General features: G+C 25.6%; 21 protein-coding genes and 1 tRNA gene. 13 read left to right on the forward strand and 9 right to left on the reverse strand.

What is annotated here, in order from left to right; all coding sequences use genetic code 11:
- Together H0H78_RS02460 and H0H78_RS02465 are read left to right on the forward strand one after the other, a co-directional pair.
- The coding region (locus H0H78_RS02460) for a hypothetical protein (RefSeq protein WP_185850905.1) at positions 1-182 on the forward strand (182 nt) is incomplete at its 5' end.
- Positions 179-1,186: an RluA family pseudouridine synthase gene (locus H0H78_RS02465; RefSeq protein WP_185850906.1), complete on the forward strand. Its 1,008-nt coding sequence runs from the start codon at positions 179-181 to the stop codon at positions 1,184-1,186. The genes H0H78_RS02460 and H0H78_RS02465, both read left to right, overlap by 4 nt.
- On the opposite strand, the gene mgtE is transcribed toward H0H78_RS02465, so the two are convergent.
- A complete protein-coding gene (mgtE, locus tag H0H78_RS02470; RefSeq protein WP_185850907.1) occupies positions 1,168-2,526 on the reverse strand; it encodes a magnesium transporter in 1,359 nt (452 codons plus the stop codon). The genes H0H78_RS02465 and mgtE overlap by 19 nt on opposite strands.
- A 103-nt stretch (positions 2,527-2,629) precedes the next feature.
- Between mgtE and leuS the strand changes: the two genes are divergently transcribed.
- The 6 genes from leuS (at position 2,630) to rpoN (ending at position 11,178) form a co-directional block, all read left to right on the forward strand.
- Positions 2,630-5,461 carry a leucine--tRNA ligase gene (gene leuS, locus H0H78_RS02475; protein ID WP_185850908.1) on the forward strand — a complete coding sequence of 944 codons (2,832 nt, stop codon included), beginning with the start codon at positions 2,630-2,632 and terminating at the stop codon, positions 5,459-5,461.
- A 102-nt stretch (positions 5,462-5,563) separates the two neighbouring features.
- Positions 5,564-6,991, forward strand: coding sequence for a Glu/Leu/Phe/Val family dehydrogenase (locus H0H78_RS02480; RefSeq protein WP_185850909.1), 1,428 nt, complete (start codon positions 5,564-5,566; stop codon positions 6,989-6,991).
- A complete protein-coding gene (pyrH, locus tag H0H78_RS02485; protein WP_185850910.1) occupies positions 6,988-7,704 on the forward strand; it encodes a UMP kinase in 717 nt (238 codons plus the stop codon). Before H0H78_RS02480 ends, pyrH begins: the two co-directional genes overlap by 4 nt.
- 55 nt (positions 7,705-7,759) lie before the next feature.
- Positions 7,760-8,272 (forward strand): ribosome-recycling factor, encoded by a 513-nt coding sequence (locus H0H78_RS02490; protein WP_317167991.1) that lies wholly within the window; start codon positions 7,760-7,762, stop codon positions 8,270-8,272.
- A gap of 18 nt (positions 8,273-8,290) precedes the next feature.
- Complete coding sequence (gene asnS, locus H0H78_RS02495) at positions 8,291-9,697, forward strand: asparagine--tRNA ligase (protein ID WP_185850912.1); 1,407 nt, start codon at positions 8,291-8,293, stop codon at positions 9,695-9,697.
- An 8-nt stretch (positions 9,698-9,705) separates the two neighbouring features.
- The gene (gene rpoN, locus H0H78_RS02500) at positions 9,706-11,178 is read left to right on the forward strand and encodes an RNA polymerase factor sigma-54 (RefSeq protein ID WP_185850913.1); all 1,473 of its coding nucleotides are present in this window, start codon (positions 9,706-9,708) and stop codon (positions 11,176-11,178) included.
- On the opposite strand, the gene H0H78_RS02505 is transcribed toward rpoN, so the two are convergent.
- The 6 genes from H0H78_RS02505 to H0H78_RS02530 are packed head-to-tail and all read right to left on the reverse strand — an operon-like array spanning position 11,179 to position 17,973.
- A complete protein-coding gene (locus tag H0H78_RS02505) occupies positions 11,179-12,543 on the reverse strand; it encodes an aldehyde dehydrogenase family protein (RefSeq protein ID WP_185850914.1) in 1,365 nt (454 codons plus the stop codon).
- 1 nt (position 12,544) lies between these two features.
- Positions 12,545-12,985 (reverse strand): SufE family protein, encoded by a 441-nt coding sequence (locus tag H0H78_RS02510; RefSeq protein WP_185850915.1) that lies wholly within the window; start codon positions 12,983-12,985, stop codon positions 12,545-12,547.
- A gap of 30 nt (positions 12,986-13,015) precedes the next feature.
- Positions 13,016-15,310, reverse strand: coding sequence for a 5-methyltetrahydropteroyltriglutamate--homocysteine S-methyltransferase (gene metE / locus H0H78_RS02515; RefSeq protein WP_185850916.1), 2,295 nt, complete (start codon positions 15,308-15,310; stop codon positions 13,016-13,018).
- Between the two features lie 43 nt (positions 15,311-15,353).
- Positions 15,354-16,598 carry a putative sugar nucleotidyl transferase gene (locus H0H78_RS02520; RefSeq protein ID WP_185850917.1) on the reverse strand — a complete coding sequence of 415 codons (1,245 nt, stop codon included), beginning with the start codon at positions 16,596-16,598 and terminating at the stop codon, positions 15,354-15,356.
- 6 nt (positions 16,599-16,604) lie between these two features.
- Complete coding sequence (locus tag H0H78_RS02525) at positions 16,605-16,871, reverse strand: type B 50S ribosomal protein L31 (protein WP_185850918.1); 267 nt, start codon at positions 16,869-16,871, stop codon at positions 16,605-16,607.
- Position 16,872: 1 nt separating this feature from the next.
- Positions 16,873-17,973, reverse strand: coding sequence for a 3-oxoacyl-ACP synthase III family protein (locus H0H78_RS02530; protein ID WP_185850919.1), 1,101 nt, complete (start codon positions 17,971-17,973; stop codon positions 16,873-16,875).
- Positions 17,974-18,055: 82 nt separating this feature from the next.
- Here H0H78_RS02530 and ubiE point away from each other — a divergent pair, with 82 nt between their 5' ends.
- The 5 genes from ubiE (at position 18,056) to H0H78_RS02555 (ending at position 23,777) form a co-directional block, all read left to right on the forward strand.
- Positions 18,056-18,823, forward strand: coding sequence for a bifunctional demethylmenaquinone methyltransferase/2-methoxy-6-polyprenyl-1,4-benzoquinol methylase UbiE (gene ubiE, locus H0H78_RS02535; RefSeq protein WP_185850920.1), 768 nt, complete (start codon positions 18,056-18,058; stop codon positions 18,821-18,823).
- A 2-nt stretch (positions 18,824-18,825) separates the two neighbouring features.
- Positions 18,826-20,334 carry a GH3 auxin-responsive promoter family protein gene (locus tag H0H78_RS02540; RefSeq protein WP_185850921.1) on the forward strand — a complete coding sequence of 503 codons (1,509 nt, stop codon included), beginning with the start codon at positions 18,826-18,828 and terminating at the stop codon, positions 20,332-20,334.
- A gap of 64 nt (positions 20,335-20,398) precedes the next feature.
- Positions 20,399-20,668: a 30S ribosomal protein S15 gene (gene rpsO, locus H0H78_RS02545; protein WP_185850922.1), complete on the forward strand. Its 270-nt coding sequence runs from the start codon at positions 20,399-20,401 to the stop codon at positions 20,666-20,668.
- A gap of 81 nt (positions 20,669-20,749) precedes the next feature.
- Positions 20,750-22,882 carry a polyribonucleotide nucleotidyltransferase gene (locus tag H0H78_RS02550; RefSeq protein ID WP_185850923.1) on the forward strand — a complete coding sequence of 711 codons (2,133 nt, stop codon included), beginning with the start codon at positions 20,750-20,752 and terminating at the stop codon, positions 22,880-22,882.
- A gap of 31 nt (positions 22,883-22,913) precedes the next feature.
- Positions 22,914-23,777 carry a sigma-70 family RNA polymerase sigma factor gene (locus tag H0H78_RS02555; RefSeq protein WP_185850924.1) on the forward strand — a complete coding sequence of 288 codons (864 nt, stop codon included), beginning with the start codon at positions 22,914-22,916 and terminating at the stop codon, positions 23,775-23,777.
- Between the two features lie 16 nt (positions 23,778-23,793).
- Here the strand turns inward: H0H78_RS02555 and H0H78_RS02560 are convergent.
- Together H0H78_RS02560 and tpiA are read right to left on the reverse strand one after the other, a co-directional pair.
- Positions 23,794-23,869 (reverse strand) — tRNA-Arg (locus H0H78_RS02560).
- A 25-nt stretch (positions 23,870-23,894) separates the two neighbouring features.
- A complete protein-coding gene (gene tpiA / locus H0H78_RS02565; RefSeq protein ID WP_238783747.1) occupies positions 23,895-24,614 on the reverse strand; it encodes a triose-phosphate isomerase in 720 nt (239 codons plus the stop codon).
- Positions 24,615-24,627: the final 13 nt, after the last annotated feature.

Consider the following 24,627-nt stretch of genomic DNA (forward strand, 5'->3'; position numbering starts at 1 on the left):
AAAAAAAACAAAATAAAGGAATAATCAAACCAACAGAAGGAAAACAAAATAAAGGCATACCAAAAAGAACAGAAGGAAAACAAAATAAAGGAATAATCAAACCAACAGAAGGAAAACAAAATAAAGGAATAATCAAACCAACAGAAGGAAAACAAAATAAAGGAATAATTAATCCAAAATGACTATAAAAAAATTTCAATTTTTTGCAAAAAAAAATCAATATTCCGTTAGAATTGATAAATTTTTAACACAGTCTATCCAAAATACAAGCAGAAATATAATTCAAAAAGCAACTGACTTAGGAAAAGTATTAGTAAATAAATATCCCATCAAAAAAAATTATAAAATAAAACCTTTTGATATTGTGGAAGCTGAAATATATTATCCTTCTATTTTAGATCCAGAATATAAAAATATTTTAGCAGAAGAGATTTATTTAAATATTCATCATGAAGATGATGATATTCTTGTTATAAATAAAGGAGAAGGAATGGTCGTTCATCCAGGATATGGAAATAAAAGTGGAACACTTATTCATGGAATTAAATACTATTTAAAAAATAATGATAAATTATATAGATTTGGTTTAGTTCATCGAATAGATAAAGGAACAACAGGTTTACTTGTTTTAGCAAAAAATGAGTATGCACAAAAATATTTATTAAAACAATTTTTTTCTAAAACAATAAAAAGAACGTATTTAGCATTAGTATGGGGAGATTTACAGAAAAAAGAAGGAACAATAAGTGGTTTCATAGGAAGAGATCCTAAAAATAGAAAAAGAATGACTTTGAAGAAAAAAAATTTTCCTAATGGAAAATTTTCCATAACTCATTACAAAGTTTTAGAACGTTTTAAATATATGACATTTGTTTCTTGCAATTTAGAAACAGGAAAAAAACATCAAATAAGAGTTCATTTCAAATTTTTAGGACATCCATTATTTAATGACTCAACATATGGTGGAAATAAAATACTTATGAAAAAAAAATTATCTAATAATTATAGAATCTTTTTTCAAAAATGTTTCAATTTTTTAAATTCAAAAAGACATGCATTACATGCTGTTTCTCTTTCTTTAATTCATCCAAAGAATGATAAATTACACCTTTTTACATGTAGAATTCCTAAAGATTTAGAAGAAATACTACATTATTTAAGAAACAATTACAATAAAGTACCATGAAAAATAATATAAGATATAGAGAAATATATAATTAAACCAATAACATCTACTAATGTAGCTACAAAAGGGGCAGAAGAACTTGCTGGATCCCCTCCAAATTTCTTAATAATAAAAGGCAACATAGAACCACTAAAAGTCCCCCATAAAACAACTCCTATTAAAGATAAAAAAACAGTTAATCCAACTAATAAACAATGAGGTCCATAATTAAAAAAATTAGCTTTATGCCAAGCTAAAATACGGATGAATCCTGTTAAACCTAAAATACAACCTAAAAAAAATCCACATATTATTTCTCGTCGTAAGACAATCCACCAATCTTTTATTTTTACTTCTCCTAAAGCCATAGCCTGAATAATGAGACTAGAAGCTTGAGATCCACTATTTCCACCACTTGAAACAACTAGTGGAATAAATAAAGCTAAAACAATAGCTTTTTCTATTGCACTTGAAAAATATTGCATGACAGTTGTTGTCAACAACTCCCCTATAAATAATAAAATTAACCATCCTGCTCTTTTTTTCATTAATTTAAATAATGGAACATTTAAATAGGATTGATTTAAAGCCTCCATACCTGCCATTTTTTGTATATCTTCTCTATAATTTTCATTTGATACCCATAAAATATCATCTATAGTAACAATTCCAAGTAGAATCTTTTGATCATCTATAACGGGAAGAGAAACTCTATTATTCATAGAAAATATTTTTGTAGCTATTTCTTCAGTCTCTGTTACACTTAATGCTGCAGTATATTGTTTATCCATTATACTAGAAACTTTAGTAGTTGGATCTACTACTAATAATTCCTGTATTTTTATATCATCTATTAATTTTCCTTTTTTATTTATTATATATACAATTTCTATAACATCACTATTTTTTCCTTCTTTTCGTATATAATCCAAAACTTCTTGTACACTCCAAGTTTCTTGTACAGCAAGATAATATGGAATCATAAGACGTCCTACACTATTTTCAGGATATCCTAAAGACACTAATGTTTTACATTTCTCTTCTGGAGTCAAATATTTAATTAAATCTTTTAAAGATTTTTCTGGAAAATTTTCTAAAAAAGAAACACGATCGTCTATTGATAATTTGTTTAGAAAATCCATCATTCTAATTGAAGGAAGATTTTCTATTATTTTTTTCTGTACAGGAAAATCTAAAACTTTGAAAATAGAAGTAGCTTTATCTATTTCTAATAAAATAAATATTTCTATAACCTTATCCGGATAAGTTTGAATCAATTTGATTAAATAATTAATAGTTTGATTATTTAAAAAAATCTCATTAAAATTTTTTTCTAAAAAATTTTTATGGGGATTAAACATATCTTTTTCCTTTATTAAAAGATAGAAAAAATTTTAATTTTACTTATTAATATTCTTATTAAGAATAGAATAATTTAAAATTACGTAATAAATAAAATTCAATATGGAATATAATTTTCGTGAAATAGAAAAACGTTGGCAAATATTTTGGAAAAAAAAAAATATTTTCCAAACAAAAAATTCTTTAAAAAAAAATCTATCTTCAAAATTTTATATTTTAAATATGTTTCCTTATCCTTCTGGTTATGGACTTCATGTAGGACATTGTTTAGGTTATATAGCTTCAGATATCTATGCTAGATATAAGAGAACAGAAGGTTGTAATGTACTTTACCCCATGGGTTTTGATTCTTTTGGACTACCTGCAGAACAATATGCAATTCAAACAGGAAAGAATCCTGATGAAACGACTCGAGATAATATAAAAAGATATAAAAATCAAATGGAAAAAATAGGGCTTTCATTTGATTGGAAAAATCAACTATGTACTAGTTCTACAGATTATTATCGTTGGACTCAATGGATGTTTATTCAAATTTTTGATTCTTGGTATGATAAAAATAGTGATAAAGCTAAACCTATAAATCTTTTAATTGAAGAATTCAATAAAAATGGAAATTTATGTGTTAATCCAAGTAGTAGTAATAACAAAATTACTAATTTTAAATTTAATTCTCAAATGTGGAAAGAATTTAATTCTTACAAAAAAGAATCTATTCTTTCAAATTATCGTTTAGCTTTTTTATGTAAAAATACAGTTAATTGGTGTCCAGAATTAGGTACAGTTTTAGCTAATGATGAAATTAAGAATGGGAAAAGTCAAAGGGGAGGATTTCCTATTTATAAAAAAAAAATGTTACAATGGCATATAAGAATTTCTTCTTATGCAGAAAGACTTTTAAAAGGGTTAGATGATATTGAATGTTCTGAATCTTTAAAAAAAATTCAATACAATTGGATAGGAAAAAAGTCAGGAATTTCTATTTATTTAGATCTTTTTTTTCATATAAATGGAATTAAAAAAATAGAAATTTTTCTTGAACGTCCAGAAATTATATTTGGTATGACTTTTATCATATTATCTACAGATCATCCATTTTCGGAAAAAATATCTCTTTTATACCAAAAAGAAAAAGTTAAATCGTTTTGCGAACAAAGTTCTCTTATAGAAAAAGAGAAAAGTATTTCTGGTATTTTCACAGGAAATTATATTTTTCATCCTTTTATTAAAAATAAAAAAATACCAATTTATATTAGTGATAATTTTTATGTAGATAATCAAACTAGATCGACGATAGGAATTCCTGGTCATGAAAACATATGTCAAACATTTGCTAAAAAATTTCATTTAGACATAATAGATGTATTAACAACCAACAATAATGAAAAAAAAGAAAAAACTTTTATTAATTCTTATTTTCTAAATGGATTAAATATAAAAGAAGCTAGAAAAAAAATTATCCTAATTTTAGAAAAAAAGAAAATAGGATTTCAAAAGAATAGTTATAAATTACGTGATGCTATTTTCTCAAGACAAAGATATTGGGGGGAACCAATTCCTATTTATTATAAGAGAAATCATATACCAAATCCAATACCTATAGAAAATCTTCCTCTAATTTTACCTAAAATAAATAATTATCATCCAAAAAATGGAAAATCTCCATTAGTAAGAGTAAATAATTGGGCTTGGGACGAAAAAAACAAGAAAATAGTATCCAATACTCTTATTGATAATCAATCTATTTTTCCAATAGAGACTAATACAATGCCTAGTTGGGCTGGATCAAGTTGGTATTTTCTTCGTTATATGGATGTTAATAATTCTCATTTTTTTTTATCTAAAAGAAAAGAAAAATATTGGATTAACGTAGACCTATATATAGGAGGATCTGAACATTCTACAGGTCATTTAATTTATGCAAGATTTTGGAATAAATTTTTAAAAGATAGAGGATGGATTAAATCAGAAGAGCCTTTTCAAAGAATATTAAATCAAGGAATGATTCTAAGTCATTCTGTATCTATACTAAAAATTATTGGAAAAAATATATTTGTATCTTTTGGATTAAGGAACAATAGAAAAAAATTTCATGATTCTTTTCAAGAAGTATATGTAGATATTTCTTTAATTGATCATAATAATGAATTGAATATAAATAAATTCAAAAAATGGAGATCAGAATACTACCATGCAGAATTTGTTTTAGAAAAGGGTGTTTTTTTGTGTAAGAAAAAATTAGAGAAAATGTCGAAATCTAAATATAATGTAATCACTCCAGATACAATCTATAAAAAATTCGGATCCGATGTATTTCGTGTATATGAAATGTTTCTTGGTCCAATTATGGTATCAAAACCATGGAATGACGAAAAAATTAATGGAATAAAAAATTTTCTAAATAAATTATGGCGTTTATTTCATAATAACAATAATCAAACATTTTATATCAGTAATAATACTCCAACTTTTAAAGAACTAAAAATTTTACATTTCACAATTAAAAAATTAAAAGAAAAAATAAATTCATTTTCCTTTAATACATCTATTAGTTATCTAATGATTATGGTAAATAAATTAATTATTCTAAAATGTAATAAAAGAAAAATATTGGAACCTTTGGTTCAATTATTAGCTCCATTTACCCCACATATTTCAGAAGAAATATGGATGAAATTAGGTAAAAAAAAATCAATTTTATTTTATTCCTTTCCTAATTTTGATCAAAAATATTTATTAGAAAATAAAATAACATATCCAATTATGTTAAATGGAAAATTTAAATTTACAGAAACGTTTGAAGTTTCTTTAAAAAAGAAAGAAATAGAAAAAAAAATACTAAATCATATTAAAGTAAAGATCTTTTTAAAAGAAAAAAAATTGAAAAAAATAATTATTATTCAAAATAAAATAATAAATATTATAGGAAAATAATTTTTTTAATGGATCTTCAATTACATATATTTATGTAGATTTGTATGACATTCAACCGTCTTTTTGAAATTTTTTTCATTTATGTTATAAAAAATTTTCTTTATGTCAAGAAAAAATAAAAATAATACGTATAGTTTTTTTAATTGTATAGAAAAAAATTTTGATAAAGCGACTAAATACCTTTCTATTAAGAAAGGTTTTTCTGGCATTTTAGAACAAATTAAAGCTTGTAATTCTATATATAGCATGCATTTCCCTGTAAAAATAGGAGAAAAAATAAAAGTCATTGAAGCATACAGGGTTCAGCATTCGCATCATAAATTACCATGTAAAGGTGGAATTAGATATAGTACAAAAGTCAATCAAGATGAAATAATGACTCTATCCGCATTGATGACTTATAAATGTGCTATAGTAGATGTTCCATTTGGAGGAGCTAAAGGAGGTATTAAAATAGATCCACAAGTTATTTCTGTAGAAGAAATGGAAAAAATAACCCGTCGTTATACTTCTGAATTAATAAAAAAAAATTTTATAGGTCCAGGAATAGATGTTCCAGCTCCTGATTATGGTAGTGGAGAAAGAGAAATGAGTTGGATTTTTGATACTTTCTTATCTATTAGTTCCGGAGAAGTTAATGCTTTAGCTTGTGTTACAGGTAAACCTATTTCTCAAGGGGGGGTTAGGGGAAGAAAAGAAGCCACAGGATTAGGTGTTTTTTATGGAATTAGAGAATTATGTAAAATGAAGGAATATATGTTATCAATTGGACTAAATGCAGGTTTATATGGAAAAAAAGTTATCATTCAAGGATTAGGAAATGTAGGTTTTCATGCAGCTAAATTTTTTCATGAAGCAGGAGCTGTTATTGTAGCTTTAGCCGAAAGAGAAGGAGCCATTTATAATGAAAATGGATTAAATGTATCTAATGTTATTTTACATTTAAAGAACACTGGATCTATATTAAATTATCCAGAATCAAAAAATATAGAAAATACAGAAAAAGCTCTAGAATTAGAATGTGATATACTTATACCAGCTGCATTAGAAAATGTTATACATAAAAATAATGCTAATCACATTAAAGCGAAAATTATAGGGGAAGCAGCTAATGGTCCTGTTACTCCTGAAGCTGATGAAATTCTAGAAAAAAAAGGTATTGTTGTCGTTCCGGATATTTATTTAAACGCTGGGGGTGTTACCGTATCTTATTTCGAATGGTTAAAGAATTTGAGTCATGTCCGTTATGGTCGTATGGGAAAACGTTTTAGTGAAAATATGAATGCAGAACTTATACAATCAATAGAAACTGTTTGTAGAAAAAAAATTCCAATAAGAGAAGAAAATTTAAGAGGACCAAAAGAAATCGATTTAATTCGTAGTGGATTAGAAGATACAATGATCAGTGGATTTCATAAAATTCTAGATATAAAAAAATCTTTTGGAATTGAAAGTCTTCGTACGGCTGCATTTGTTCTTTCTATAAAGAAAATCATAAATTCTTATGAAAAATTAGGCATTTTTCCATGAAGTACAAAAGATCATTGTTGAAATTAAGTGGAGAAGCTCTTATGGGAAAAAAAGAATTTGGTTTTCATTCTTCTTCACTTCAAAAATATGCTGAAGAAGTAAAAAAAGTTGTAGACATAGGAGGTCAAGTAGCTATAGTAATTGGAGGTGGTAATATTTTTAGAGGTTTATCTAATAAAAATATGAAAAAAAAAATGATAGGTCGTATAGGCGGAGATTATATGGGGATGTTAGCCACTGTTATAAATGGAATAGCTTTTCAAGCTTATTTAGAAAATTTAGGAATTTGTACGTCTATACAAACAGCAATTAGAATGGATCAGATAGCTGAACCATTTGTAAAAGATAGAGCTATTCATCACCTTGAAAAGGGTAGAGTTGTAATATTTGTGGCAGGTTTGGGTAATCCTTATTTTACTACAGACACTGCAGCTGTTTTACGTGCTATGGAAATTAAAGCAGATGTTTTATTGAAAGGGACTAGAGTAGATGGAATTTATACAGATGATCCAGAAAAAGATAAATATGCTAAAAAGCTTACAAGTATATCATTTGATATGGCTTATAAAATGGAAATAAAAGTAATGGATAAAACAGCCTTTATTTTGGGAAATGAAAATAATCTACCTATTATTATTTTTGATATAAATAAAAAAGGAAATTTAAAAAAAGTAATTTCTGGAGAAAAAATAGGAACTATTGTTTCCAAATAAAAAAAGTTATGTAATGGATGAGTTAAATAAAGTTTTCATGTCTTGCAAAAAAAACATGAAAAAAATTTTGAACCAACTTCAAGAAGAAATTCATCGTATGAGATTAGGTAGTCAATCCATCCTTTCTATTTTAGAAAATATAAGAGTTAAATGTTATGGGACTTTCTTACCCATGATTGAAATATCTACAATAAACATTGTTGATCATATGAATCTTACCATTGAACCTTGGGATCGTACGCTTATATCAAACATAGATAAAGCAGTGATAGATGCAAATCTAGGTTTTATGCCAACTAATAAAGGAAATTTATTATATATTCATCTTCCAATTCTTACGGAAGAAAGTAGAATAAATTTGATGAAAAGAATCAAAACAAAAATAGAAAAATCCAAAATATTAATAAGAACAGTACGAAAAAAAAATAATCAATCTATAAAACAATTAAAATTATCTGATGATTTATCAAAAATAGGAGAAAATCATATACAAAAAACAACAAAAGAGTATATTCAAAAGATTGAAATTCTTTTTCATGAAAAAGAAAAAGAAATATTAAATATATAACTAATTACTTTACTATTCATGAAAATAAGAAAATATTCGATTAAAGAATTATTAGAGAAAGGAATTTTTTTTTTAAAAAAAAATGTTATAGTAGAAGGATGGATTCGTTCTTTTCGAAATTCTATTTTTATATCGTTAAATGATGGATCTACAATAAAAAATATTCAAATTGTTTTATTAAAAAAACTTGAAAAAGAAACTATACAAAAAATAACTATCGGGACTTCTGTTAAAATTTTAGGAGTAGTCAAAAAAAGCCTAGGTAAACAACAGTCTATAGAATTAGAGTTGTTAGATATCAATATCTATGGAGAAGTGGATCTAAAAGAATTTCAAAAAACTATTTTACAACCTAAAAAACACAGTCTAGAAAAATTACGATCACAAGCACATTTACGATTACGTACTAATCTTTTTAGTAGTATTATGCGTATACGTCATCATATTTCTTTTTCTATCCACAAATATTTTCACAAAAATGGATTTTTTTACGTTCATACTCCAATTATTACAACTTTAAATGCTGAAGGAGCAGGAAAAATGTTTCAGGTAACAACTAAAAATAAAAAAAAAAATCTTAATGAAAAAGATTTTTTTAAGTGTAAAACCTATCTTAGTGTGTCTGGACAATTAGAAGCAGAAATGGCTTCTTTAGCTTTAGGAAAAGTTTATACTTTTGGACCCGTTTTTAGAGCAGAGAATTCCAATACTTCACGACATTTATCTGAATTTTGGATGATAGAACCAGAAATGGCTTTTTATCATTTAGAAGAAAATATGAATTTAGCAGAAAATTTTCTAAAATTTATTATTCAATATACAATTGAGAATTGTATAGAAGATCTTTTATTTTTAAATGATCATATAAAAAAATGGAATCAAAAAGAGGAAACTACACTTTTAAAAAAATTAGAAAATATATTAAAATATCCATTTATAAGAATTTCTTACACAGAAGTGATCAATATACTTGAAAAAAGTATTAATAAAAAAAAAGTTAATTTTATTCATCCGGTTAATTGGGGTTTAGATTTACAATCAGAACATGAACTTTTTTTAATAAAAAAATATTTCAAATTTCCTATAATTATTTTTGATTATCCTTCTTCTATTAAAGCTTTTTATATGAGAATAAATGATGATGGAAAAACAGTTAGAGCTATGGATATTTTATTTCCTGAAATAGGAGAGATTATTGGAGGTTCTCAAAGAGAAGAACGTTATGATTTATTATTAAAACGAATAAAAAATATTAACATAGATCATAATGAATTGTGGTGGTATTTAGATTCACGTCGTTTTGGTAGTGTCCCCCATAGTGGTTTTGGCTTAGGTATGGATCGTTTAGTTCAATTTATTACAGGAATGAAAAATATTCGTGACGTAATTCCTTTTCCAAGAACTCCGAATCATGCAGAATTTTAAAGTAAAAAATGTTAAAACAAAAACTTTTACAAAAAGGACAACATAAACTCTCCCCACAACAAATTAAACTTATGAAACTGGTACAGTTGTCTACCTTAGATTTTGAACAAAAAGTTCAACAAGAATTAGAAGAAAATCCAGCATTAGAAATAGAAGAAGAAATCTCAGAAGAGTCTGATACATCAGAAGAAAATATATTTGATATAGAAGAAGATCAAAATAAATCCTTAGATATTCCTGAAATAAATATAGAGGAATATTTAAATAACGAAGAAGATAATACAGATTTTAAAAATCATATTCAACACAATCATTTTAATAACGAAAAAAATATTCCAATTGTTTCTGGAATATCTTTTCAAGAATATTTAAAAAGTCAATTGCATACTTTTCGTTTAAAAAAAGATGACTTACTTATAGCTGATTTTCTGTTAGGATATTTAGATGAAGATGGTTATATAAGAAGAGAAATAACATCTATAACTGATGATATTCTTTTTATACTTGGAATAACAGTTTCTATCGAAAAAGTAGAAAAATTGTTATATAATTATATACAAAAACTAGAACCTATAGGAGTAGGTTCTAGGAATTTGAAAGAATGTCTTTTTTTACAATTAAAAAATAAAAAAAAATCTAATGAAATTAATTTAGCAAAAAATATTATACAAAATTACTTCGATATTTTCACAAAAAAACATTACAAAAAACTACAAGACAAATTAAGTGTAACAAAAAAAAACTTACGATTAGCTATACAACAAATAGAAAAACTAAATCCGAAACCAGGAAAAACCTACTCTGGAAGTAATAATAATAAGAATTGGGATCATCTTATACCAGATTTTACCATATGTATTTCAGATGAAAAACTAGAGTTATCTTTGAACCATAGAAATACTCCAGAATTAAAAGTTTCATCCTTATATATAGATATGTTAAAATCTTATAAAAATTCGAAAAAAAAAAATATTTCAAAAAATGAAAATACTATTGTTTTTCTAAAACAAAAAATAGACTCAGCTAAATGGTTTGTAGATGCTATAAAAAAACGTCAAAATACATTGATGATGACCATGAACGCTATTATGGATTATCAAAAAGAATATTTTTTCACTGGAGATCCATATAAAATAAAACCTATGATTCTGAAAAATATATCACAAAAAATAGGAGTAGGTATATCTACTGTATCTCGTGTCGCTAATAGCAAATATGTCAATACACCATATGGTACTTTTTTAATCAAAAGTTTCTTCTCGGAGAAAATGATAAACAAAAAAGGTGTAGAGATTTCCTCCATTGAAATAAAGAAATTATTAAGAGAATTTATTTATAAAGAAAATAAAAGAAAACCACTTACTGACGAAAAATTATCAAATATTTTTAGAAAAAAAGGATACATAGTAGCTAGACGTACCATCGCTAAATATAGAGATCAAATGAATATTCCAGTAGCAAGGATGCGAAGAATTCTTTAATTATTTAGATTTTATAATTATGGTTTTACAATTTGTGAATTCTTTAATAGATAAAATAGAAAGTTCTCTTCCATATCCAGATTTTTTCGTTCCTCCAAAAGGAAATCTAGGATCAGATTTAACTATCTCATTAATAAAAACCATTCCAGTCTCTATTTTATTGGATAATTTTTCTGCTTTTTCTAAATCTTTTGTCCATATGGAAGCTCCTAAACCGTATGAAGTATCATTCACTATAGATAGAAGTTCTTTTTCTTTTGAAAAGGAAGAAATTAGAGCTATTGGACCAAATAATTCTTCTTTGTTAAAAGAAAAATTATTATTTTCTATTCTCAATAAAGAAGGAGAAAAAAAATTTTCATCTCTTATTGCTTTCAAACAAATTTTTCCTCCATTCAAAATAATATCTTGATATTGTTTATATAATTTTTCAGATAAATCAACACGAGATATATATCCTATTCTTGTTTGTTCATCATGTAAATCTCCTTTATTATATTTTTTCATTTCTTGGATAACAAGATCTATAAAATCATCTATGATCACATCCTCAACTATAAATCTTTTAGCAGAAATACATGTCTGTCCAGTATTATTTAATCTAGATTTTGTAGCTAAGATAGCTGTTTCTTTAATATCACTTACATCTTTCATTACTACAAAAGCATCATTTCCTCCTAATTCTAAAATTGATTTTTTAATATATTTACCAGACAAAGATCCTACGTAACTACCTGCTGTATGACTACCAGTAAAAGAGACTCCTCGTATAATAGGATTTGATATTAAAATTTCTATCTGAGGTATATCTATTAAAAAAATTTGAAATATTCCTTTTAAAAATCCAGAATCAATAAATATTTTTTCTAAAAGAAGAGAACATCCAGCCGTATTAGTTGAGGGTTTAAGTATGACTACATTTCCTAATAAAATATTAGGAATAGCAAATCTTATGGTTTGCCATATAGGATAATTCCAAGGCATTATTCCTAATAATACACCTATAGACTCATATTTAACATATGATTTTTCGTATTCAGAAGCAGATATTTTTTGTAAAAAAATAGACTCTTCTAAATTAGAATAATATTCACATAATTTTATACATTTATCTACTTCTATACGTGATTGACTAATAGGTTTTCCCATTTCTTGGGTAATTAAATAAGCTATTATATCTATAATATGTTTCATAGACTTAGATAATTGGAATATTTTTTTTCTTCTGTAAGAAAAAGAATCATTACTCCAGATGCTATAAGCTTTATCAGACAAGAACAACTTTTCTTTAATATCTTGATTATTGATAAAAGAATAAGTATTTATTATATGGTTATCTACAGGATTAATAGTTTGAAATATCATATTATTTTTTATTAAAATTCATAGCTATTTTAGCATTTAATACTATCGCATATAATTTTATTTTTTTAAATAATAAAAGTATTCCATTAGCACGGATTGGAGATAAAAAAGTGGTAAAACCCATTTCATAAATAAAGTCTGATTTTGCAGAAATAATTTCATCAGGAAGAAGTCCTGAATAAATATTTATCATAATATAAACCATTCCTCTGGTTAATAAAGCATCACTATCTGCTTCAAAAAAAACAAATTTCCCTTTTAATTTAGCTTCTAGCCAAACTTTAGATTGACAACCATTAATCAATTTATCTTCAGATCTAAAAATATCTGATTTTTTTGGAAGTTTTTTACCCAAATCTATAAGATATTCATATTTTTCTTCCCAATTTTTGAGAAGAAAAAATTCTTTCTTAATTTTTTCTTCTTTATCCTGTAACTTCATTTTAATTTTATATACAACCTAATTTATTTTCTAGATATCTATAATTTTTCTTCTAGCTAATTTAGCAGCTTTTATCATATTCTTTAAAGAAGGAATAACTTCTTCCCATTTTCTAGTTTTTAAACCACAATCTGGATTAATCCATAAATTTCGAATTGGTATATTTTTAGAAGCTTCTTTAATTAAATCAAACATCTCTTTTACAGAAGGTATTCTTGGAGAATGAATATCATACACTCCCGGTCCAATTCCATTAGGATAAGAAAATTCCGAAAAAGCTTTTAATAATTCCATTCTAGATCTAGATGTTTCCATTGTAATCACATCTGCATCCATATTAGATATATGCTCCAAGATATCATTAAATTCGCTATAACACATGTGCGTATGAATTTGTGTTTCATCATTTACTCCACTTGAAGAAAGACGAAAAGCCTTAATAGACCAATCAAAATAAGATATCCAATCTTTCTTTTTTAATGGAAGCCCCTCTCTTATAGCTGGTTCATCTATCTGAATAATTTGAATACCAGCATTTTCTAATGACTGAACTTCATCTCTTATTGCTAAAGCGATTTGATAAGCTGTATTTGAAATGGCTTGATCATTTCTTACAAAAGACCATTTTAATATAGTCACAGGACCAGTTAACATACCCTTAATTGGTTTTTTTGTTTTAGTTTGAGAAAAACGGATCCAATCTAAAGTCATTTCATGAAGTCTTTTTACATCTCCATAAATTACAGGAGGTTTTACACAACGACTTCCATAACTTTGAACCCATCCATTTTCAGTAGAAAGAAAACCTTTTAATTTATCTGAAAAAAATTCTACCATATCATTTCTCTCAAACTCTCCATGTACCAATACATCTAAACCAAGATTTTCTTGTTTTTTAATAAGATCTACTATAAAATATTGAATTTTTTTTTCATATTCTTTTTTACTTAATTCTTTCCTTTTATACTGATTTCTTAAGGATCTAATTTTCTTTGTTTGAGGAAAAGAACCTATGGTCGTAGTAGGAAATAATGGTAAATTAAATTTATTATTCTGTTTTTTTTGACGTATGTTGAAAATGTTTTTTCTTCTTAAATATTTTTCTTCCACTTGAAGAACTCTTTCCTTTATTTTATGATCATGAATGATTAAAGATTTTTGTGATTCCTCCAAGGAGTGAATATTTTCCATTAAAATATTTTTAGATCCTTTTATGATACTATTTAAATCATTTAATTCGCAAATTTTTTGTTTTGCAAAAGACATTTTATTCTTTATGTCTGAGTGAATAGAATATTCTTCATTTAAATCTATAGGGACGTGTAAAAGAGAACAATTAGGAGCAATCATAACTCTTTTTTCTCCTAGAGCATCTATTGATTTTTTAATATATTTAATTGATTCACTATAGTTATTTTTCCAAATATTTCTTCCATCTATTAAACCCAATGATAATATCATTTTTTTATCCATAAAAAATGGAAGAATATCGTCTAATTGTTTTGGTTTTTCAACTATGTCAATATGTAAAGCTTGTATAGAGATATCTCTAAAAAGATGAATTGTTTCTGCAACTCCATCAAAATAAGAGGTTAATAAAATATTTATTTTATTAAAAAATAAATTAGATATTTTTTGATATGCATACAGAAAAGCTTCTTTTTCTTTTGTAGATAAATCTAAAACTAATACAGGTTCATCTATTTGTATCCAAGTTGCTCCTTTATCTATTAATTTTTGAATAATTTTTATGTAAACAGAAAGGATATTATCAATTAAATCCATTCTGTGAAAAGACTTATCTTTTTCTTTACCTAAAAAAAGATAAGTAATAGGACCAATCAATACAGGTTTTGGAATGACTTTTATTATACTCTTTGCTTCTTCAAATTCAGAAAATATTTTATTAGAATGAATATAAAACTTTTGGTCTTTTTTGAACTCTGGAACTATATAATGATAATTAGTATTAAACCATTTCGTCATTTCCATAGCTTTTAGATCCAATCCTTTTTTTTGAAATCCTCTAGCCATAGAAAAATAAATATTTATATTTTCTTCACCTTCTGGAATAGAAAAAAAATAATCTGGTATAGAACCCAATAATAGAGACATATCTAAAACATGATCATAAAAACTAAAATCATTACATGGAATTAAATCTAAACCAAATTTTTCTTGATCAATCCAATTTATTTGACGAATTTTTCTTCCAACATTAAACAATTCTTGATAATCTATTTTAGAACTCCAATAGGCTTCACAAGCCTTTTTCAATTCCCTACGTATTCCTATTCTTGGATAACCTAAATTATGTTTCAGCATTATATTTTATTTATTATCTAAATTTACAAAGAACAAAAATCATCTACTTTATTTCTTCTTTAAAAAAAGTTATATCTTTATCTATCGAAGTATATAAATGTTTTAAAATGTCTTTTTCTAAAATAGAAAAAGATATTTTCCTTCTTTTCATTATCATATCTGCCATTTCACAAACTTTTTGAAAAGGAATTGTTTTTCTATCTTGTATTCCTCCAAATGAAAAAGAAGGAATGTTTCTAGGTGGAAACCCATATCCAAAAACATTTGCATTGACACCAACCATAGTACCTGTATTAAATTGAGTATTAATAGATGATTTAGAATAATCTCCCATTATCATTCCTAAAAATTGAAGATTAACAGGTAAAAAGATTTTTTTTTCATAATCCCAAATGGAGACATTAGAATAATCATTTCTCAAATTGGAAATATTAGTACCGGCTCCTAAGTTACACCATTCACCTAATATAGTATTTCCTAAAAATCCATCGTGAGCTTTATTAGAATAAGAAAGTATAATAGAATTCATTATTTCTCCTCCAACTTTACAAAATGGACCAATAGTTGTTGCTCCATATATTCTTGTTCCCATGTTTAATATAGAGCTATTACAGATAGCTACCGGTCCTTTAATTATAGTACCTTCCATTATTTGAACTCCAGTATCAATATAAATTGGTCCTAATTTTGCGTTTAATACAATATTTTCAGCTATCATATCTTCTTCTAAGAAGATACTTTTCTTAGAAAGAATATGATTATTTCCAAACAATGAAAAAGATTTTCTCCCTTTCGTCAGAAAAAAAAAATCTTGATTTAATACAATTTCATTTTTTAAAAAAAGATCCCATGGATATTGAATTTCAAGTATTTTATTAATATAATATACTTTTTTTAAAGCATGCATATTTTCAATATGCATAATAGTTGTAGAATAAGATTCTATTGGAAAAAAATCTTTTCGTATAGCTACTATCTTTTTATTAAACAGTATAGCTTCATTACTATTAAGTTTAAAAATTAATTGAATTAATTCTTCATTCGGTATAAATGAAGAATTTATGAATAACACATCTTTTAATTCTTCATTTATTATATTCATTTTTCCATATTTCTTCGAAAGAAATGGAAGAGTAAAAACAAAAGCCTTTCTTCTTAAATATTTTTTCCACCTTTCTTTTATGGTAAAAATACCTAAACGAATTTCTGAAATAGGTCGAGTAAATGTAATAGGAAGTAATTTTTTCCATTCTGTAAATCCATCATATAAAATAAAAAAATTTTCCATTAAGAATTATTTACTTTTTTTATTTTTATTATATTTTTCATATTTTTTTCTAAATTTTTCAGCTGGTCCTGTTTTTCCTACAAATCTCTTTTCTCCAGTAAAAAAAGGATGAGAATAACTAGATATTTCCATTTTATATAATGGATAAACAACTCCTTTTATTTTAATAGTTTCTTTAGTCTTAACAGTAGATCTACAAATCAATATTTTTTCGTTATTAATATCTTTAAAAACAACAGGTCTATAATTTTCAGGATGTATTTTTTTTTTCATTTTATCTTTTATTTTTAGGAAATCTATAAATCATACCATTAATATTCATACCTGCACCTAATGAGGCCATAATTATCGTATCTCCAGGTTTAATTTCATGAGATGGCAATTTTCCATGAAGAATTAAATCTAATAACGTCGGAACTGTAGCTACAGATGAATTTCCAAATTTTTGAATAGTCATAGGCATTAATTTTTTATAAATTCTTTCATTCAAAGATGAATAATTATATAATTTCAACAATCTTTTTAAGATTGCATAATCCATTTTAGCATTAGCTTGATGTATCAGTATTTTTTTTATATCCTTAAGATGTAAATTAGCATGATCTAATATGCTTTTTAACATATTAGGAACTTCAGTTAATGCGTATTCATAAATACGTCTTCCATTCATTCTAATATTAATTGACGATTTTTTATAATGAGGATTTAAAGATGGACCGTTGGATAAATAATGAATTTCTTCATTATTATTACACTGTGTATCATAATAAATAATTCCATTATTTTCTCCTTTTATTTCTATAGCTGATAAAACAGCGGCACCTGCTCCATCTGAAAAAATCATAGAATTTCTATCGTGAGGATCTAGAACTTTAGATAAAGTTTCTGAACTTGTAATCAGTATATTTTTTGCATACTTTGAACGTAAAAGTTTATCTGCTAAAATCATTCCTTCTATCCAACCTGTACAACCGAAGATCATATCATAAGGACGACATCTCTTATTTTTTATTTCCAGTTTATTCTTAACTCTAGCAGCTATAGAAGGCATAATATCTGATTGAAGAGATACAGGATGGATATCTCCATAATTATGAGCGGATATTATATAATCTATTTTTTCTTTATAAATTTTGGCTTTAGTTAAAGCTCTTTTTGCTGCTATAGTAGCTATATCAGAATTTAACAAAAAATTATTGACATATCTCCTTTCCTGAATTTCTGTAATTTTTTGAAATTTTTTAATAATTTCTTCATTCCTTATTTCAATTTTTAAACCTTTTTCATTGTAAAACGTGTTTTTTAAAAAATGATAATTTTTTATTTTACTATTTGGTAAATAATGCCCAGTACCTGTAATGATTGATCTAATCATTTTTTCTATTATGTTATGAAAAAATTTTTTTCTTTTTTACCAAAAAAATCGTTTTTCTTCGGTAAATTAAATATATATAAATATGAACAAAAATCCTCTATTTTTTTCTAAAGAATCTAAAGAAAAAGAATTAACAAAAATGTTTGATCATATTTCACCTAAATATGATTTTATTAATCATTTTCTATCTTTTGGAATAGATATTTTTTGGAGAAAAGAAGTCATAAAAATATTGAATAATTTCAATTTTATCAACAAAAAAAACAAAAATAATATACAAAAAATATTAGATTTAGCTACGGGTACTGGAGATTTAGCTATCTCATTAGCTAAATGTTTTCATCATGCTTTTATTATAGGTTTAGATCCTTCTAAAGAAATGTTGAAAATAGCAAAAAATAAAATTAAGGATCATTCTTTAGAAAAACAAATCAAATTTGTTCAAGGATTTTCACATAAAATTCCTTTTGAGGATAGTACTTTTGACTTAATTACGATATCTTTTGGTGTAAGAAATTTTCAATTTTTTCATTCTTCTTTTAAAGAAATATATAGAATTCTTAAACCTATGGGAATCCTAGAAATTTTAGAATTTTCTAAACCATCAAATTTTTTTATTAAAAATATTTATCAATTTTATTCTAATTTTATTCTTCCTAAAATAGGAAGTTTTTTTTCGAAAAATGATATTGCTTATCAATATTTACGTAAATCTATTCAATTGTTTCCATTTTGTGGAAAAAAAATGAACAAATTATTAATTTTTCATGGTTTTCATCCTGTTCATATAAAAAAATTAACATTTGGAATTGTTTCTATTTATTTATCCCAAAAAAATAAAATAATTTGATAATGAAAAATATATATGGATGTATAATATCTACATTCATCAAAAAAAGAATAAAACGAATAGAATCTATCATGAAAACTCCAATAGAGATACAGTATAGATTAATCCATAATTTAATTAACCATGCAAAAAATACAGAATTTGGAAAAAAATATGGTTTTATAGATATTAAAAAATATCAACAATTCTCTGAAAGAATTCCAATATGTGAGTATATAGATTTATATCCTTTAGTTAAAAGAATAAGAAAAGGTGAAAAAAATGTATTATGGCCCGGTAAAATAAAATGGTTTGCTCGTTCCTCTGGAACCACTCATAAAAAAAGTAAATATATTCCCGTCACAAATATTTCTATGCAGAAATGTCATTACAAAGCAGGAAAAGATATGTTATCAATTTATCTTCATAATCATCCAGAAACTAAAATTTTATTTGGAAAATCTTTACGTTTAGGAGGAAGTCATGAATTATATAAAAATTATAATACATTTTATGGAGATCTATCCTCTATTTTAATTAAAAATCTTCCTTTTTGGGCGGAATATATTAGTATACCTAAAAAAGAAATAGCATTAATAAGTGAATGGGAAAAAAAGTTGAAAACACTTGTTAAAGAAACTGCACATGAAGATGTTCGTCTTTTATTTGGAGTATGTTCTTGGCTTTTAATTTTTTTGAATCAAATATTGAAAGAATATAACAAAAAAAAAATTAATGAAATATGGCCAAATGTAGAAGTTATATTTCATGGAGGTGTACATTTAAAACCATATATCAAACAGTACAATGAATTATTTTATAATGATTCTATCAATTATTACGATGTTTACAGTGCTTCAGAAGGTTTTTTTGCTGTACAAGATCAAAAAAAAGTAGAAGATCTTTTACTTTTATTAGATCATGGTATTTTTTATGAGTTTATTCCTATAAAAGAATTACATAATCCTTATCCAAACATTATTCCTATAGAAAAAGTTGAATTAAAAAAAAATTATGCATTAGTGATATCTACAAATTCTGGATTATGGAGATATATAATTGGAGATACAATTAAATTTACCAGCTTATCTCCATATAGAATATCTATTTCAGGGAGAACTACTCATTATATTAATTCTTTTGGAGAAGAATTAATTATAGAAAATGCAGAAAAAGCTATAAACAAAACTTGTATTAAAACAAATTCTATTATTCATGAATATACAGCAGGACCTGTTTACATGGATCAAAAACACACTGGAGCTCATGAATGGATTATAGAATTTAAAAAAGAACCCAGAGACTTATGTTTATTTAGAGATACTTTAGATCATGAATTAAAATCACTAAACTCAGATTATGAAATTAAAAGATATAAAAATCTTATTTTACGTCCTCCAATCATACAAGTAGCTAGAAATGGTTTGTTTTATGATTGGTTAAAAAAACATAAAAAATTAGGCGGTCAAAATAAAATACCACGTTTGTATAACAATAGAAAATATATAGAATCTATTCTAAAAATAAAATAAATACATATTAGAAAAATATTTTTAACTTTATTATCTAATCAAACAAGATTATATTACATTATGTATGTATTTAACTAAAGATAAAAAAAAAGAAATATTCAAAACATATGGTTCTTCTGTACTGGATACAGGTGCTTCAGAGGTTCAGATTGCTTTGTTTACTTTGAGAATAAATCATTTAAGTAATCATCTTAAAAAAAATAAAAAAGATTTTAATACAGAAAAATCTCTTGTAAGATTAGTAGGAAAGAGAAAAAAACTTCTAAAATATATAGAAAAAAAGAATATAAATAATTATAAAAAAATTATTAAGATTTTAAAATTAAGAAAATGATTATTCTTTTCATTCATTTATATTTTTCTCTATTCTAAAAAGTAAAAATCTTTATTTTTTTTCATTCATGAAAATAAAAATATGCCAGATACAATAAAAGAAACTATATCATTAGAAGATGGTCGTTCTATTATTATAGAAACAGGACAGATAGCTAGACAGGCTGATGGTTCAGCTGTTGTACGCATGAAAAATACCGTTTTGTTAGCAACTGTAGTAGTTTCTAAAGACATGAAAAACGACATTAATTTTTTGCCACTAACTGTAGATTACAGAGAAAAATATTCTTCCATTGGAAAAATTCCTGGTGGATACTTGAAAAGAGAAGGAAAACCTTCTGATGAAGAAATTTTAATCATGAGATTAGTGGATAGAATTTTAAGACCTTCTTTTCCTGAACATTTTCGTTACGAAATACAGGTTATGATTTCTCTTTTATCATATGATCAAACAGTTTTACCTGATGGACTAGCTGGATTAGTTGCTTCTACAGCTTTATTTTTATCAGGAATTCCATTTGACGGTCCTATATCAGGAATTCGTATTATACGTGTAAATGGAAATTTTATCATAAATCCAAGTTTGGATCAATTAAAAAAAGCAGATATAGATTTAATTGTAGGAGCTTCTAATGAAGCTATTATTATGATAGAAGGAGAAATGAAAGAAGTCCCTGAAAATGAACTTTTATACGCTATAAAAAAAGCTCATCAAGCTATAAAACTTCAAATAAAAGCTCAAAAAAGATTGGTTAAAGAAATTTTTCAAAAAAAAAATTCTTTTTTTGAAGAAAAAAAAAAGGATTATCCTTTAGATAAAAAAATTCTGAAAAAAAAATTATTTTCTTTTTCTTATGAAAAAATTTACAATCTTTATAAAAATTTTTTGGATAAGAAAACACGTTTTTATCGAGAGAGTATTATTCTAAAAAACTTTAAAGAAAAATTATCTCTGGAAATAAGAGAAAAAAATGATTTTTTTTTGGATCATTGTTTTGAAAAAATTAAAAAAAAAGTGATTCAACATATGATTTTAAAGGAAGGTTTAAGGATAGATGGAAGAAAAAACAAACAAATACGTTCTATATCTAGTATAGTAGATTATCTACCAGGAGTACATGGTTCTGCTTTATTTTCTAGAGGAGAAACTCAATCGTTAACAACGATAACATTAGGATCATCTTCTGATGCTAATAAAATAGATAATGTGATTATGGAAGATTATGAAAAATTTTATCTTCACTATAATTTTCCTCCTTTCTCTACAGGAGAAATACGTCAAGTACGAGGAATTTCTAGACGTGAAATAGGACATGGAAATTTAGCACAACGTGCATTAAAAAACGTAATACCTCAAAAAAATCCATATACAATTCGTGTCGTATCCGATATTCTAGAATCTAATGGGTCTTCTTCAATGGCAACAGTTTGTGCTGCTAGCTTAGCATTAATGGATGCTGGAATAGCTATTGAAAATCCTGTTTCTGGTATCTCTATGGGTTTATTTTCAGATAAAGAAAAAAAAGTTATTTTATCCGATATTATTGGAGACGAAGATAATTTTGGAATTCTTGATTTTAAAATAGCTGGAACTAAACGTGGAATAACAGCATGTCAAATGGATATAAAAAAAAATAAAGTATTGACTGAGAATCTTTTGAGTAAAATTTTAAATCAAGCTTTAGAAGGACGAATATTTATACTAAATAAGATGCTAGAAACTTTACCAAAATATAGAAATCAATTAAAACCTAATGCTCCTAAAATATATACTTTTAATATTCCGAAAAATTACATAGGTTCTGTTATTGGTCCTGGAGGAAGAGTAATTCAAGAAATACAATTTCTTACGGATACAAGTATATTAATTGAAGAAAAGGAAGGAATGGGTTTTATTGAAATTATAGGAAAAGATATTCAAAAAATGAGGAAAGCCATTGATAAAATCAATGAACTTATTTTCATTCCTGAACTTGGTAAAGTTTATAAAGCAAAAGTAAAATCTATAAAAGATTTTGGGGCTTTTGTAGAAATATCTAAAGGAGTAGAAGGGTTACTTCATATTTCTGAAATAGGATGGAAAAGATTAAATAAAGTAGAAGATGAATTAAACATTGGTGATTTTATTGAAGTAAAACTAATTGGTTTTGATGAAAAAAATAAGAAGATGAAACTTTCTAGAAAGATACTTTTTCCTCGTCCTAAAGAGTCCTAGCTAGAATGATCAAAAAAAAAGAAGAAAAAATATGAGACAACTTAAAATTACGAAACAAGTAACAAATCGTGAATCTGAATCATTAGATAAATACCTCCATGAAATAGGTAAAATTCCTTTGCTCACTCCAGAAGAAGAAGTTGAATATGCACGTAAAGCGAGAGAAGGAGATTCCTCTGCAATAGAAAAACTAGTAAATGCAAATTTACGTTTCGTTGTTTCTGTAGCAAAACAATATCAAAATCAGGGATTAAGTTTATGTGATTTAATTAATGAAGGGAACCTAGGTTTAATAAAAGGTATATTACGATTTGATGAAACAAGAGGTTTTAAATGTATCTCTTATGTTGTTTGGTGGATCAGACAAGCAATATTACAAGCTATAGCAGAACAATCACGTTCTATTCGTCAACCAACCAACAAATTAGCTTTATTAAATAAAATACTTAAAACTCTAGCTAAATTAGAGCAAGATCTACAAAGAACTCCTTCTGCAAGAGAAATAGCAGAACATTTAAATATGAATGAAAAAGATGTAGAAGATTCCATTAAAAATTCAGGGAGACATGTTTCCATGGATGCTCCTTTAATAGAAGGGGAAGATTCAAATTTATATGATTTAGTAAGATCAGACGAGTCACCTCGCCCAGATGAACATTTAGAAAAAGAATCTCTTCGTAAAGACATACGTAGAATTTTAGAAACTTTAAGTGAAAGAGAACGTCGTGTTATCATTTTACATTTTGGATTAAATGGATCACCTCCAATGACTTTAGAAGAAGTCGGTCAATCTTGTGATTTAACAAGAGAAAGAGTAAGACAAATTGAAAGTATAGCTCTTAAAAGATTAAAACATTCATCTAGAAGTAAAATACTAAAACCTTATTTAGGATAATAATAAAAACAAGACGAGACCTCGATGGGATTCGAACCCATAAACCTTCTGATCCGTAGTCAGATGCTCTATCCAAATTAAGCTACGAGGCCGAATAATAAACAAATAATAAAAAATTTAGGAATGTATAATTTTCAAAAACTTTTTTACTTGAAGTGATGAATTACCTACAAGACCTCCATCAATATCCTCTTGAGAAAACAGATGACCTGCATTCATATCGTTTATACTTCCTCCATATAAGATAGATATATTTTTGGATATATTTTCTCCATATTTCTCTCTAAACATAGTTCGAATGTACAAATGCATTTCTTGAGCTTCTTTAGGTGTAGCAGTCTTTCCAGTTCCAATAGCCCATATAGGTTCATAAGCTATAATAAATTTACTCATTTCATAAAAATGGAAAACAGTTTCTTCTAATTGTTTTTTAACAGTTATAAACTGTTCATTCTTTTCTTTTTCAATAGAATTTTCTCCTATACAAAAAATAATTTGAAAACCATATTTTAATGCTATTTTTATTTTTTCTACAAAAATAGAATTGGTTTCATGAAAAAACTTTTTTCGTTCACTGTGTCCTAATATAACTTTTTGTATTCCTATAGATTTTAACATAGAAGCAGACACTTCACCAGTATAAGATCCTTTTTCTCTTTGGGATATATTTTGTGCAGAGATACTTAAATGTGTCCCTTGTAAGATTTGATTGGAAATATGTAAAAAAGGAAAAGATGGAGCTATTATAATATCTTTTTTTTTATAAATATTTTTTTCAAAAACCTTTTTTAATAAATTTTTTAAAAAAGAAGTAGTCTCATAAAAATCATGATTCATCTTCCAATTCGCA

The sequence above is a fragment of the Blattabacterium cuenoti genome, from assembly GCF_014251235.1.
Taxonomy (GTDB): Bacteria; Bacteroidota; Bacteroidia; order Flavobacteriales; family Blattabacteriaceae; genus Blattabacterium; species Blattabacterium cuenoti_AF.

Coding starts and splice junctions, on each gene's coding strand:
- H0H78_RS02555 (WP_185850924.1), top strand. CDS start 22,914: ATGAGACAACTTAAAATTACGAAACAAGTAACAAATCGTGAATCTGAA.
- H0H78_RS02550 (WP_185850923.1), top strand. CDS start 20,750: ATGCCAGATACAATAAAAGAAACTATATCATTAGAAGATGGTCGTTCT.
- H0H78_RS02510 (WP_185850915.1), bottom strand. CDS start 12,985: ATGAAGTTACAGGATAAAGAAGAAAAAATTAAGAAAGAATTTTTTCTT.
- mgtE (WP_185850907.1), bottom strand. CDS start 2,526: ATGTTTAATCCCCATAAAAATTTTTTAGAAAAAAATTTTAATGAGATT.
- H0H78_RS02505 (WP_185850914.1), bottom strand. CDS start 12,543: ATGATATTTCAAACTATTAATCCTGTAGATAACCATATAATAAATACT.
- H0H78_RS02525 (WP_185850918.1), bottom strand. CDS start 16,871: ATGAAAAAAAAAATACATCCTGAAAATTATAGACCTGTTGTTTTTAAA.
- H0H78_RS02465 (WP_185850906.1), top strand. CDS start 179: ATGACTATAAAAAAATTTCAATTTTTTGCAAAAAAAAATCAATATTCC.
- ubiE (WP_185850920.1), top strand. CDS start 18,056: ATGAACAAAAATCCTCTATTTTTTTCTAAAGAATCTAAAGAAAAAGAA.
- pyrH (WP_185850910.1), top strand. CDS start 6,988: ATGAAGTACAAAAGATCATTGTTGAAATTAAGTGGAGAAGCTCTTATG.
- leuS (WP_185850908.1), top strand. CDS start 2,630: ATGGAATATAATTTTCGTGAAATAGAAAAACGTTGGCAAATATTTTGG.
- H0H78_RS02540 (WP_185850921.1), top strand. CDS start 18,826: ATGAAAAATATATATGGATGTATAATATCTACATTCATCAAAAAAAGA.
- rpsO (WP_185850922.1), top strand. CDS start 20,399: ATGTATTTAACTAAAGATAAAAAAAAAGAAATATTCAAAACATATGGT.
- metE (WP_185850916.1), bottom strand. CDS start 15,310: ATGCTGAAACATAATTTAGGTTATCCAAGAATAGGAATACGTAGGGAA.
- H0H78_RS02520 (WP_185850917.1), bottom strand. CDS start 16,598: ATGGAAAATTTTTTTATTTTATATGATGGATTTACAGAATGGAAAAAA.
- tpiA (WP_238783747.1), bottom strand. CDS start 24,614: ATGAATCATGATTTTTATGAGACTACTTCTTTTTTAAAAAATTTATTA.
- asnS (WP_185850912.1), top strand. CDS start 8,291: ATGAAAATAAGAAAATATTCGATTAAAGAATTATTAGAGAAAGGAATT.
- H0H78_RS02480 (WP_185850909.1), top strand. CDS start 5,564: ATGTCAAGAAAAAATAAAAATAATACGTATAGTTTTTTTAATTGTATA.
- H0H78_RS02530 (WP_185850919.1), bottom strand. CDS start 17,973: ATGATTAGATCAATCATTACAGGTACTGGGCATTATTTACCAAATAGT.
- H0H78_RS02490 (WP_317167991.1), top strand. CDS start 7,760: ATGAAAAAAATTTTGAACCAACTTCAAGAAGAAATTCATCGTATGAGA.
- rpoN (WP_185850913.1), top strand. CDS start 9,706: ATGTTAAAACAAAAACTTTTACAAAAAGGACAACATAAACTCTCCCCA.